10 protein-coding genes and 1 pseudogene are annotated in these 13,070 nt (G+C 46.7%); 5 read left to right on the top strand and 6 right to left on the bottom strand.

Annotation, left to right across the window (positions count from 1 at the left end):
• Positions 1–30: 30 nt before the first annotated feature.
• The 4 genes from K4A83_RS13095 to K4A83_RS13080 form a co-directional block, all read right to left on the bottom strand.
• On the bottom strand, positions 31–1,035 hold the full coding sequence (locus K4A83_RS13095; RefSeq protein WP_265265028.1) for a sulfate/molybdate ABC transporter ATP-binding protein: 1,005 nt from the start codon (positions 1,033–1,035) through the stop codon (positions 31–33).
• Between the two features lie 9 nt (positions 1,036–1,044).
• A complete protein-coding gene (gene cysW / locus K4A83_RS13090; protein ID WP_265265027.1) occupies positions 1,045–1,863 on the bottom strand; it encodes a sulfate ABC transporter permease subunit CysW in 819 nt (272 codons plus the stop codon).
• Positions 1,850–2,710, bottom strand: a complete 861-nt coding sequence (gene cysT, locus K4A83_RS13085; RefSeq protein ID WP_407810024.1) for a sulfate ABC transporter permease subunit CysT — start codon at positions 2,708–2,710, stop codon at positions 1,850–1,852. Before cysT ends, cysW begins: the two co-directional genes overlap by 14 nt.
• Before the next feature lie 142 nt (positions 2,711–2,852).
• Positions 2,853–3,884, bottom strand: a complete 1,032-nt coding sequence (locus K4A83_RS13080; RefSeq protein ID WP_265265025.1) for a sulfate ABC transporter substrate-binding protein — start codon at positions 3,882–3,884, stop codon at positions 2,853–2,855.
• Between the two features lie 184 nt (positions 3,885–4,068).
• Here K4A83_RS13080 and K4A83_RS13075 point away from each other — a divergent pair, with 184 nt between their 5' ends.
• A complete protein-coding gene (locus tag K4A83_RS13075; RefSeq protein ID WP_407810025.1) occupies positions 4,069–4,860 on the top strand; it encodes a Crp/Fnr family transcriptional regulator in 792 nt (263 codons plus the stop codon).
• Between the two features lie 10 nt (positions 4,861–4,870).
• Here the strand turns inward: K4A83_RS13075 and ribD are convergent, their stop codons facing one another.
• A complete protein-coding gene (ribD, locus tag K4A83_RS13070) occupies positions 4,871–5,959 on the bottom strand; it encodes a bifunctional diaminohydroxyphosphoribosylaminopyrimidine deaminase/5-amino-6-(5-phosphoribosylamino)uracil reductase RibD (protein WP_265265022.1) in 1,089 nt (362 codons plus the stop codon).
• Positions 5,960–6,032: 73 nt separating this feature from the next.
• On the bottom strand, positions 6,033–6,560 hold the full coding sequence (locus tag K4A83_RS13065; protein ID WP_265265021.1) for a hypothetical protein: 528 nt from the start codon (positions 6,558–6,560) through the stop codon (positions 6,033–6,035).
• Positions 6,561–6,630: 70 nt separating this feature from the next.
• Between K4A83_RS13065 and K4A83_RS13060 the strand changes: the two are divergent.
• From K4A83_RS13060 to K4A83_RS13045, 4 genes and pseudogenes are all read left to right on the top strand, one after another.
• A pseudogene (locus K4A83_RS13060) lies at positions 6,631–6,972 on the top strand (zinc ribbon domain-containing protein); the annotation flags it as partial.
• Between the two features lie 84 nt (positions 6,973–7,056).
• Positions 7,057–9,147, top strand: coding sequence for a SpoIIE family protein phosphatase (locus K4A83_RS13055; RefSeq protein WP_265265019.1), 2,091 nt, complete (start codon positions 7,057–7,059; stop codon positions 9,145–9,147).
• A 281-nt stretch (positions 9,148–9,428) separates the two neighbouring features.
• Positions 9,429–11,540: a cation:proton antiporter domain-containing protein gene (locus K4A83_RS13050; RefSeq protein ID WP_265265018.1), complete on the top strand. Its 2,112-nt coding sequence runs from the start codon at positions 9,429–9,431 to the stop codon at positions 11,538–11,540.
• Positions 11,541–11,589: 49 nt separating this feature from the next.
• Positions 11,590–13,032 carry a WD40 domain-containing protein gene (locus K4A83_RS13045; RefSeq protein WP_265265017.1) on the top strand — a complete coding sequence of 481 codons (1,443 nt, stop codon included), beginning with the start codon at positions 11,590–11,592 and terminating at the stop codon, positions 13,030–13,032.
• The last annotated feature ends 38 nt before the right edge of the window (positions 13,033–13,070 follow it).

The following is a 13,070-nucleotide window of genomic DNA, read 5'->3' as shown; positions in this document are numbered from 1 at the left end:
GGAGAGAGGGAGAAAAGAGAAAATTGGATCTCAAGCCACTTGGGAGAAGAACCGAGCATTGCGAGAACGCACGAGAACCTTTTGATTGAGGGTTAAATTAAGGGGGAGAAACTGTTCTCTGCTTAAATGAGCAGTGACTTCAAAATCCCCTAATTCCAACTCGACTTGGGTTTCCCAACCTAAATGGGTGATATGACGCACAATGGCGGGGGTGCCTTCTCCTGCACCCAAAGGGACAATTTCCAATTCATGGGGGCGGATGAAAGCGGCACCCTCCCGCACTTTCGCGTTCCGGGGAATTAAATCCACATGACTGGGTAAAACATTGACCTCCCCAACAAAACTCATGACAAACGGTGTGGCCGGATGATCATAGATTTCCGTCGGGGTGCCAACTTGTTCAATTTTCCCTTCATTCATCACCACAATATAATCCGCCACTTCCATAGCCTCCTCTTGGTCATGGGTGACAAAAACACTGGTCACATGAACCTCTTGATGAAGTCGCCGTAACCAAGCGCGCAATTCCTTACGCACCTTTGCATCTAAGGCTCCAAAGGGTTCATCTAACAAGAGGACTTGAGGACTAACGGCCAAGGCCCTCGCTAGGGCGACTCGTTGCCGTTGTCCCCCGGAAAGCTGGTTAGGGTAGCGATTTCCTAAACCTTCCAACTGAATCAACCCTAATAATTCTTCGGTTTTTTCCTTGACTAATTTGGGGGGAGTTTTACGAATTTCTAGACCAAAGGCGATATTTTGACGGACGGTGAGATGCTTAAACAGGGCGTAATGTTGGAAGACAAACCCAATATTGCGATCGCGCACATCTAAATAAGTCGTATCTTGACCATTAATCCAAATCGACCCCCTATCCGGCTGTTCTAATCCCGCAATCGTCCGCAACAACGTTGATTTACCCGACCCCGACGGTCCCAACAAAGCCACTAATGTCCCATCCTTCACATCCAGATTAATCTCACGTAAGGCTTGAAAATCGCCAAAATTTTTAGAAACTTGTTGAATAATAATTCCCATTTTTTCCTCCTAAATTGTGTGAGTTCTTTTTTCTAAAATATCTTTCACCACCAGCGTTACAGCCGCCAGTAATCCCAAAACTACCGCCGCACTAAAAGCCCCTTGGGTTTGATAGTTTTTGTAAACCTGTTCAACAAAAATCGGCAAGGTTGAAGTCCTCCCAATAATGCTCCCAGAAACCACCGCCACCGCGCCAAATTCACCCATTGCTCGGGCATTCGTTAACAACACCCCATAGAGCAAACCCCAACGGATATTAGGCAAAGTAACACGCCAGAAAATTTGCCAATCTTTTGCTCCTAATGTGCGCGCTGCTTCCTCTTGGTCTGACCCCATTTCTTCCAACACCGGAATCACTTCTCGGGCGACAAAAGGCAGGGTAACAAAGAGGGTAGCCAACACAATCCCCGGCAGAGCAAAAATGACCCGAATTCCTGCACTTTCTAACAACGGACCAAACCAACCAATCCGACCATAGAGCAGAATTAACATTAACCCGGCTACCACAGGAGAGACAGAAAAGGGCAGATCAATAATGCTCATTAATAACGCCCGACCTCTAAATTGATTGCGCGCAATCACCCAAGCAGCACAAAGTCCAAAAATGGTGTTAATAGGGACACAAATCAGGGCCGTAATTAAGGTTAAAGAAACAGCCGCTTGAAAAAATCGAGTATTCACCGCTTCCCAAAAAGGCATAAATCCTCGGTGAAAGGCTTCATAAACTAGAGTGGTTGCCGGAATAAACAAAATCAAAGCTAAATACCCCACAGCGACCCCAATTAAGAGCCATTTTGTTCTCCGATTCAATTGATTACTTGATGGCATAACGACGACCCCATTGTTGTAAGAAATTAATCACTAATAACAGCACCAGTGAGGCCATTAATAAAACCGTTCCGATAACCGTTGCCCCAGCATAATCGTATTGTTCCAGACGTTGAAAGACTAAAACTGGAGCAATTAAATCCCGAAACGGGATATTTGAGGCAATAATCACAACTGAGCCATATTCCCCCACAGCGCGAGAAAATCCCAACGCTATTCCCGTTAAAATAGGAGGAATTAAGGGGGGCAATAAAACCCGGCTAAAGGTTTGCCAAGAGGACGCACCTAAAGACCAAGCGGCCTCCTCAATTTCCTTTTCCATTTCCTGTAAAACAGGTTGTAGGGTGCGCACAATAAAGGGCAGGGAAATAAATAACATGGCGATAAATACCCCCACCCGAGTGAAGGAAATTCGGATACCAAAGGGAGCGAAAAGTTGACCAATCCATCCCCGTTCACTATACACAGTCGCTAAAACTAAACCTGCTACAGAGGTAGGTAAAGCAAAGGGTAAATCAATGGCCGCATCGATAATTTTTCGACCGGGAAATTCATAACGAACTAACACCCAAGCGACTAAAGTTCCCATGACCCCATTAATTAATCCTGCGGCTAAGGCGGTGATAAAGGTCACGCTATAGGCTGATAAAGAAAGGGGCTGGGTAGCAATGCGCCAAAATTCATCAACACCCAAGGTCAGGGATTTTGTGATCAGTGCTGCAATGGGAAGCAGTAACATTAAAACCAAATATCCTAGGGTGACAAACCAAGGAATAGAAATGGGCAACTTGGGAATAGAAATATGTTTCAAATTGTTATTAAAAGAACTTGACAAAAAGGAATTCATTGGCTCTGTTTTTTAGTTTACTCAGTTGGCGAGAGGTTTAGAGTCTGGATAATTAGGTTTACCAACCGTCTGGTTCTTGTTCTCGGAGTAAGCCCGCAATGGATGCACTATGACTTAAGATTTATAAATCGCGAGATTTAACTTAGGATTTTCCAACCTTGGCTAATACTTGATCAAAAACAGCACCATCGTCAAAAAACTTGGCTTGAATGGCATCCCAACCTCCTAAATCTGTCACAGTAAAAAGGTTATCAACTTGGGGATATTGAACGGCAAATTCTGAGGCTACGGTTTCATCGACAGGACGAAATCCAACCTTAGCAAATTCCCGTTGTGCATCTGGAGTAAATAGGAATTCAACAAATGCCTGGGCGACTTCTCTTGTGCCGTGCTTATCGACATTGACATCTACAAGGGTCACAGGATTATCAATGGAAATGTTGTAATCCGTGGGGATAACATAGGGTTTTACATCCCCTTGTTGTGCGGCTAAAATGACCTCATTTTCATAGTTAATCAAGATATTCCCTTGACCTTGGTGATAGAAAACATCGGTAGATTCCCGGGCATCTTTGGGCAAGACTGGGACATTTTTAAAGACGGCTTCGACAAATTCTAAGGCTTCTGCCTCACTTCCTCCGGCTTGGGTAACGGCTCCCCAGAGGGCGAGAAAATTCCATCTTGCACCCCCGGAGGTTTTGGGGTTGGCGGTGACTACTTGAATGTCATCTCTAGCGAGATCAGACCATTTTTCAACGTTAATATTTTCGTCTCGTTTGACTAACGCGGCAACGGATTTATGGACAATTGAACCGTTAGGGAGTTCGTCTTCCCAGCCCGGTTCAATGAGTCCTGCTTCTTCAATGCGTTGGGTATCTAAGGCTAAGGCAAGGGCGACGATATCGGCTTCTAATCCGTCAATAACGGCGCGAGTTTGGGACCCGGAGCCGGCGTAACTTTGGTTAAATTCGACTCTCTGTCCGGTTTTGGCTTCCCACTCTTGGGCGAATTTAGGAATGATGTTCTCATAGGCTCTCTGGGTGACGGCATAGGAGACAAGGGTGAGTTGTGCAGTTCCGGATGTGTCGCCTTGTGGTGTGGTGCAGGCGGCGATCGCAAAACTGGCAAAAATTCCCGCAAATAGCCAACTGATAAAGCGTTTAGGCTGATTCATTGTTCTGGTTTAACTCCGATTGATAGCAGACAAGGACATTACAGGACAAGTTCTGTTAAATCATATTCTGACTTTACTCGATTTGTGTTTGTATTGCAATACAACTCAAAAACAAATCTAAGGAGAAAAAGAAACGATGAGCCTTTATGCCATCATGGAAGCGAGACTAAGGGATGTAATAGGGATGGCAAAACGCGCCAAGGTTTTAGAACCGAATTTATTAGAACTTCTGATCCAACAGAATTTTCTCTTCCGGGGGTTCGCTCCCACTGAGTTGGCGAATGACCTGCCACCAGAGAGCTTAAAGGTAGAGAAACTGTTTTCTAACCGTCCAGTGTTTACGGCTTACCTGCCCGATGAATTTCTAGATGTTTTGTATGTGATTCTCAATGAGGGTCTAGTAATCACCCGTAGCACCCCCCTTGACCGGATTATTGCAATTACCTATCCGGGGGGCTGTTTTGGCATGAGGAGTTTACCCTTTAGTTACGGCACGGCACACCGGGCATTCCCCAGTCAGGTGGAGGCCTATAAAACAACGGAAGTGATCAAGATTCCTCTGGATGTTGTGCAGCGTCTTTATGAGAAAAATGGGGAATTTCGCGATCGCTACCGTTTATTATTTGAACTGCGCACCAAGTTCCAGTACCATCTCCTCAACTGTAGCAGTTACCCCCCCCAAGCCGTCGCCGCCCTCCTCCGCGCCCTAATTTATCAAGAGCGAGAATTAGGCAATCAACCCAACTCCCAGCAGGTGTATAGTTTTGATCTCCCCGTAGATGTGATTGCTCGTGCTTGTCAACTGAATCAGCGCACCGTCGAGCAAGTCATCAAAGGAATGCAGCAAATTGGTCTACTCCAAACAGCTAAAGGCCATGACGCATCAGGGGATTTAGTCCAAGTTATCGACCCAGAAGGTTTGAAAGAGGTCTATAGTGCCACCCGGGATAAAGTCTCATGGTGGCCATTACGTTGACATCCGACACCTATCCTTCAAGATAGCCCTCAACCAATAAATCCCCATCAAGGGACGTAATAACCACCTCTTTTAGGGGGAGTGCCTCCGTCATTTGGGTGAACCCTAAATCCCCCACCGGAGAGGGAGCGCCGCTACCCCCAATAATTTTAGGGGCAATGAAAGCCATCACCTTCTGCACCGCCTTAGCTTGAATCGCTTGCGCCGCCAAAACTCCCCCACATTCCCAAAAGATTTGGGATAATCCCCGCTCATACAGCGACTCGATCACCGCTTCTAGGGTCAGTTGGTCAAAAACCTCAATTTCTACCCCTTTTTGGCTTAATTGAGCTTGTAAAGGCAAATTAGAACCCTCTTGAGTAAAGATTAAGGTGGGGGCTTTTTCCGTGTCCCAGAGGTGGGCAACCGGGGGCAGATTAAAACTCGGGCTAACAATCACCCGTAAAGGGTTACGCTCAGAAACACCGTGACTGGTCAGGTGGGGATTATCTTGGCGCACCGTGTTACCCCCCACAATCACCGCGTCGGCAATAGCACGCTGTTGGTGGACAAGATGGCGGGCTTTTTCCCCCGTTACCCAAGCACTATGTCCAGTAGTAGTGGCAATTTTCCCGTCTAGGGTCATAGCATATTTGAGAATCCCCAAGGGGCGCTGATAGAGGACGCGGTGAATAAACGCCTCATTCAGTTGCCGACAGGCGGCTTCTTCTACCCCGACAACCACCTCTAGACCAGCTTGTTGGAGGGTTTCCACCCCTGTCCCAGAAACCCGAGGGTCCGGGTCAATCATCCCCACCACCACTTTACGGATTCCCCCTTGTAGGATGGCCTGGGTACAGGGGGGGGTGCGTCCTTGGTGGTTGCAGGGTTCTAAGTTAACGTAGAGGGTAGCACCCCGGGCCTGCTCTCCGGCAGCGCGCAGGGCAAACACTTCAGCATGGGGTTCTCCAGCCTTGGGGTGAAACCCTTGCCCAACAATTTTCCCCCCTTGGGTAATAACACAGCCGACGAGGGGATTAGGGGCGGTTTTCCCGAGGGCTTTCCGCGCCAGTTGTAGACAGCGCCGCATCATTTCACGGTCGAAGAGAAAGGAGGACATAGGGGTTACAGTAATCGGTAATTCTCAATTGTTTTGTTGGGTTTCGCTGGCGCTTCACCCAACCTACAGAGCGCTAACCCAAAGCTGTAAGAATCGTGACACCATCCATCACCAACAACAACACCGCACAACCCAAGAGTATCAAATACATCCACGGTTGAGCTAAAGGTCGTATATCTTGGGTATCAATCCCCGTTTTTTCCTGCACGATACCCACCAAACGCGCAAATCCCAACACCCGCATCGGTAATAAATAGGCCTTTTCTTGACTATGGGTAATGAAATAATACACCAGTCCCCCTTGTCCTGTGGTGCGCATTTTCAAGTCTTTAATCTCCGACCAGCGCAACGTCCACCCCCGACGCAACACCCCCCGCACCCAACGGGGATAAGTCACTTGGATTTGCCCCTCATCCACCATCACCCGTTCACTCAACAAAGCATAAACCACCACGAAACCCAAACCTAAACCCACCCAGAGCAAAAGCGGGGAAACTGGGGCCTGGGTGACTTGTGCTAGGAAAGGCAGGGGAAGGGTCAGCGCCACATAGAATGTGAGTAGAGTTAGGCGAATAATCGGAGAGATCGGGAAAATATTCATAAAAATCATAAAACATCGGGTTATCTTGAATGTCGGGGTGAAGACCCCTGTTAAACGAATGTTAAAGTGTAACGATGTTGCCTGGTATCAATTCCGTCTTTGGCTGGAGTATCTAGGGAAAAAGCACGGCAAAGTAACTATTGCTGTACCCCCTCAATTGACTAGCCAAAACTGTTCTAATTGTGGGGAAAACGTCAAAAAATCCCTGTCCACAAGAACCCATGTTTGTGCTTGTGGGTGTCAGTTAGACAGAGATGAAAACGCCGCACGTACAGGGCATTCGGGAACTTGGCTACAAGATAGCCTAAACGCTTTGGGAGAGGATACCTCTACTTTTTCAGGAGAAATCCTGTCTAAGCAAGTCACCTCGGTGAACAAAGAATCCCCCGTGATAGCGACGAGAGGAGCTTAACGGTGGGAGTAGTCAAATTGCTGTCAGGAAGACTGTGCATCTGTATATACAAGCAACCTAAAGATTACTGTTCTCCCTTATATCATGACCTTTCTCAACCGGACTACCTTCCGCCTGCGGACAACGTTGATTGTCCCCTTTGTCTTACAAATTGTCACCACCGTGGGACTTGTAGGCTATCTTTCCTTCCGCAATGGACAAAAAGCGGTGACAGAATTGGCGACGGAACTCAGTACCCAAGCTAGCGATCGGGTGAGTGATCAGTTAAGTAGTTATTTAGCTATCCCGCGACAAGTCAATGAGATGAACTTGCAGGCCATTGACTTAGGGATTTTGAACCCAGAGGATATTGAGATTACTACCCGCTTTTTTTGGCGGCAAATGAAGGTTTTTGATAATTTGAGTTATATCAATTTCGGCAACGAAGCAGGATTATTTATTGGGGTGGGTCGAGAGGATGATGGCTCACTTTATACTGAACAAATGACGGAAGCCAATGAGTTTATTTTTCGGCGCTATGGACTGGATGAGAAGGGAAATCCCGGTGAGCTTTTGGCGACTGAAGAATACCCCTTTCAGGAGGATGAATGGTATCAAAGCGTTGTGCTGGCAGAAGGGCCTTTGTGGAGTTCTATTTATACTTGGGAGGATCGACCGGAGATTATTTCCATTGCTGCCAGTTATCCAGTTTATAATGACGATCAAGAGCTAATCGGGGTGGTGGGGGTCGATTTTATTCTGTCCCAAATTAGCGACTTTTTGGGGGAATTGAAAGTCAGTCCTTCTAGTCGTATTTTTATTATTGAACGGGATGGGATGATTGTAGGAAGTTCCAGTCCAGAAGCGGCTTATAAGGAAGTAGAGGGGGAAGTCCAACGGCTGAGTATTTTGGAGAGTCCAGATGTCCTGATGGGAGATACGGCGAGGAAATTACGCGATCGCCTCGGAGACTTCGCCGACATCCAAACTCCCCAGCACTTCCTCCTCCAACTCAGCCAAGAACCCGCCTTTGTTTCTGTCACCCCCTGGCAAGATAAACTCGGTTTAGATTGGTTAGTTGTCGTTGTTATCCCCGAAGCCGATTTTATGGAGGATATTCACGCCAGCAATCGGAACACTATTTTACTCTGTATTCTCACCTTTTTCTTAGCATTACTTGTCGGGTTTCTCACCACTCGTCGCATTAGTCAACCCATTGAAGAAATCACCGCCGCTTCAGCACAAATGGCAGCCGGAAAACTGAAACAATCCATTCGGCCTCGGCGTATTTTGGAGTTAGCTATCCTGGCAAAAGCCTTTAATACTATGGCTGCACAGTTGGAAACAGCTTTTAATACCCTAGAAAAGAAAGTAGAAGAACGCACGGCGGATCTCGTAGAAGCTAACGCCGAAATTAGCCTACTGAATGAAAAATTAAAACGTGAAAATCTGCGCATGGTGGCTGAGTTGGATCTGTTACAACAGATGCAACGGATGATTTTACCTCGACCGGAAGAATTAGAAATTAAAGGGTTAGATATTGCCGGATTTATGGAGCCAGCCGATGAAGTAGGTGGGGATTATTATGATGTCCTAGAAACTGATGGCGTAGTCACAGTGAGCATGGGAGATGTGACTGGACATGGCTTAGAAAGTGGGATTTTAATGTTAATGACTCAAACGGCTGTCCGCACATTAAAAGAAATACAAGAACAGGATCATGTCCGGTTTTTAGATATCTTGAATCGGACTCTTTACAAGAACTTACAACGAATGCAGTCGGACAAAAATCTCACCCTTGTTTTATTGAATTATAGTCAAAGAACTGTCAGTATTAGTGGTCAACATGAAGAAACCCTAGTCATTCGACAAGGGGGAGAAATTGAACGCATCGACACCACAGAGTTAGGCTTACCATTAGGCTTAGATGATGATATTGCCGATTTTATCGAGCATACCATTGTTGAATTAGAACCGGGGGATAGTATTGTGTTATACACCGACGGCATTACGGAAGCTAAAGATATTAATAAAAAGCAATACGGACTTGACCAACTTTGTGCTATAATATCCCAACATTGGCAAGCTTCGGCTCATGAAATTAAAGAAGCTGTCATAGAGGATGTGCGGCGACATATTGGTAAACAGCAGATTTTTGATGATATCACCCTGTTAGTTTTGAAACAAGAAGCCTAATTGATTGTATGCTCAGGTGAGATACAATCAAAAAAGAGGGCGATCTCTCGGTTGGGTGCAGTGATAGCGATGCCTAACAAATCCCTAAAAATCACGGTTACTGATGTTAAGTTATTGTATATAGCGTTTCCAAATCATTGATAAACTCTCGGAGAAGTTTCTCATAATACTTCAAGCTCCTTGTAACCCTTGTATACTGTTCCCTGTTCCCTTTGCTTTCCCTTGTGGATTACAAAACTCAAATGGGAACACTATAGATCCCCCGCTTCTATTTGAATCCAATGGAATCCATTTTTAGTTTAATTCCTGACACCCCCTTAGTTTCTTTTACCATCCTTATATTAGTCGTATTACTCATTCCTCCCATTTTTGAACGGATTCGCTTGCCGGGATTAGTGGGGTTATTAGTGGCGGGAGTTTTATTAGGACAAAATGGCTTACAAGTTCTTAATCCTAGTGATGAAACCATTAAGTTACTGTCAGATATTGGCAAAATTTACTTAATGTTTGTGGCTGGCTTAGAAATTGATCTAAATGATTTTCGTAAAAAAAGAAACCGTTCGTTAAGTTTTGGATTAGCCACTTTTTTAATTCCTTTACTGTTAGGAATGACTGTGGGGAGAGCCTTTGGTTTTGGCTGGAATGGATCGGTATTAATCGGCTCATTATTAGCTTCCCATACCCTACTCGGTTATCCCATTGTAGACCGTTTGGGGGTGGTGAGAAATGAGGCCGTTACGATTACCATTGGCGCGACTATTTTCACGGATATTTCTGCTTTGTTAGTTTTGGCTATTTGTGTTTCCATTCACGGGGGAGATTTTTCGGCGGAAACCTTAATTTTACAACTGGTTAACTTAGCCCTTTATGCGGCTTTTGTCTTATTCGGATTTGATTGGTTAGGGAAAGAGTATTTTCGCCGCACGGGAGACGCAGAAGGGAATCAGTTTCTTTTTGTGTTAAGTGCGGTATTTCTGGCGAGTGTGGGGGCAGAATTGGTCAATGTTGAGCAAATTGTGGGGGCATTTTTAGCGGGGTTAGCGGTGAATGATGTGGTGGGACGTGGCCCGGTTAAGGAGAAAGTGGAATTTTTGGGCAGTACGCTGTTTATTCCCTTTTTCTTTGTGGGGATGGGGTTATTAATTAATGTTCCGGCTTTTGTGTCTACTTTAACGTCAGGTTTTGCCTTAACGGCGAGTATTGTTGTAGCACTATTAGCTAGTAAATTTTTAGCGGCTTTCCTGATCAAATTAAGATACCGCTACAACAAGGCGGAACTCTTTACCATGTGGTCCCTCTCTATGCCACAGGTGGCAGCGACCTTAGCGGCTGCGCTAGCGGCCTATCAGGCCATAAATGGAGCGGGCGATCGCCTAATCACTGAAAATGTCCTCAATAGCGTGATTGTCCTGATGTTGGTGACATCTCTATTAGGCCCCATTCTCACAGCCCAATTCGCCCCCAAAATTCGCCCCCCCCAACCCAGTTTAGTCCCCGAAAGTCTCTCAGATTGGGGCTTAGGAGCAGCTAATCCTACCACAGCTATCTCCTCAGATGTCTTTACCATTATCGTTCCCGTTTATAACCCCCTGACAGAAAAATATTTAATGGAAATGGGAGCATTTTTGGCGGGTCATGAGTCGGGGAATTTAGTCCCTCTCTCCATCGCCCTCGCTCATGTTCACATGGATGATCCCCAGTTACAAGTGAGCATCCAAAAAGCTCAGAAAATGCTGAATCAAGCCGCCAATACGGCTCAAGTTTTGGGGGTGACAGCTTACCCCCAATTGCGCATTGACGATGATGTGGCCCAAGGTATTACCCGCACAGCCCGGGAAGTCAACGCCAGTTTAGTGGTGATGGGGTGGAGTCAAAATCAGGGGATTCGAGCCAGATTATTCGGCACAGTGTTAGATCAAGTGTTTTGGTCTTCCCATTGTCCCGTAGCCGCCATGCGTCTCCTGACGGAACCGAGTAATATGCAAAAAATCCTGGTTCCGGTGAAGAGTATCACCCCTCTGACCATTCAAACTATCCGTTTTGCTCAACTGTTTGCCAATGCCAATCAAGCGTCTGTGACATTGCTGCATATCTTTGTACAAGAAGGATTCAGTTTAACTCAAGGCCCCGATCCAGAACAAATCCAACAGTTTGAACAGCAACTGTCTGAGATTCTATCTCAAGCGGGGCCAACGGTTGGCTTTGACATTCAGACGGTGATTGATGAGGATCCGGCTGATGTGATTCTACGCATGGCACAATCCTTTGATATGGTGGTTTTACGGTCATTCCGTCGTCGCACGGCGGGGGGCTTAACGGTCAGCAATGTGGCGACACGGGTGGTTAAGGAATTAACCTGTTCTCTAGTGATGTTTGGAGAACCCCATTCCTAGGGCTTGCTGAATAATTCGGTCTACCTTAAAACAGGTGGAGGGGTATTCAATGACTAATCTGCACATTTACTATGAGATTTTAGAGTTATCCATTGGGGCATCACCCGCAGAGGTGAAACGTGCTTATCGGAAATTAGTTAAACAGTGGCATCCTGACCAGTTTGTAGGTTTTCCCGAACGGCAACAACAGGCAGAAGAACAGATTAAACGGATTAATGAGGCCTACGAACATCTCAAGACGAAATCAGCAACTTCTGTGCCTCCTTTCCCTTCAGCGCAGGAACAAAAACAGCAGAATTTAGCCCTCTCTCGTCTTTACTATCAACAGGGGGTAGAAAAAGCTAAACATGAGCAGTATCGAGAGGCTTTAGTCGATTTTACCCAAGCGATTTTTCTGGATTTGGATTATATCGAGGCCTATAAATATCGGGGTTTTGTCTACTCTATTTTGGGGCGAGATCAGGAGGCGAACGCGGATTTGCGCAAGGTGGCGGAGTTGCGGGAAAAAACGGGTCAATCTTCCGCCTATTCTGCTGTTGGGAATCCGGGAAATTCTGTTGCACCAACTCCTCAACAAAACCGTTGGGTCTGTGCGGGGACCTTGCGTGTTCATGATGATGTGGTGAGTGCGATCGCCTTCAGTCCAGATGGTTATACTTTTGTCAGTGGCAGTTTTGATGAAACCTTGCGTCTGTGGCAGTTAAGCACTGGGCGACAATTACGCCGGATTGACAGTCGTTGTGGTCGAGTGTATTGTGTGGCCGTCAGTCCCGATGGGCGGTATATCGCCAGTGGGGGAGAAGATACGACGATTCGCCTCTGGGATGTACATACAGGGCGAGAGGTGCAGGTGTTTGGACGGTGGCTGAGGAAGGGACACCGGGATACGGTGTTATCGCTGGCGTTTCATCCCGATGGCAAGCGTTTAGTGAGTGGGGGGGCCGACCAAACGGTGCGCGTTTGGCATCTTCAATCCGGTCGGGAGTTGTATCATATTGATGCCTATTCTAATGTGGTGACGGGGGTTGATATTAATCCCGATGGGCAAATGGTGGCGACGGTCGGGCATGAAAAGATTGTTAAGTTACGCTACATGACCAGTGGTCGTTTATTGCGGGCTGTGCGTCAGGAGTTTAAAAGTTTGGCGGTGGCATTTAGTCCGACGGGGCGTTATTTTGTGACGGGAGACTCGGATGATCTGTTGCGGGTGTGGGGGTGCGATCGCGCTCAAGTGCAGCAAGTCCTCCGAGGTCATGATAATCAGGTTTGTGCGGTGGCCTGGAGTGAGGATGAAAAGCGCCTCGTCAGTGGCAGTTTAGATCGGACGATTCGGGTCTGGAATAGTCGGACGGGGCAGTTATTGGACACTTTGGAGGGTCATGAAGATTCGGTTCTTTCGGTGGGTTTTAATCCCGAGGGTCGAACCATTGTCAGTTCTAGTGCAGATCATACAATTAAAATTTGGTGGTCGAAGTTCTCCCAACGGGCATAGGGAGCAGGGGAGCAGGGGAGCAGGGGAGCAGGGGAGCA

The organism is Spirulina subsalsa FACHB-351 (genome assembly GCF_026130165.1).
Classification (GTDB): Bacteria; Cyanobacteriota; Cyanobacteriia; order Cyanobacteriales; family Spirulinaceae; genus Spirulina_A; species Spirulina_A subsalsa_A.
Note: the sequence above shows the minus strand (reverse complement) of the source record. Positions and strands in the feature narration are given on the sequence as shown.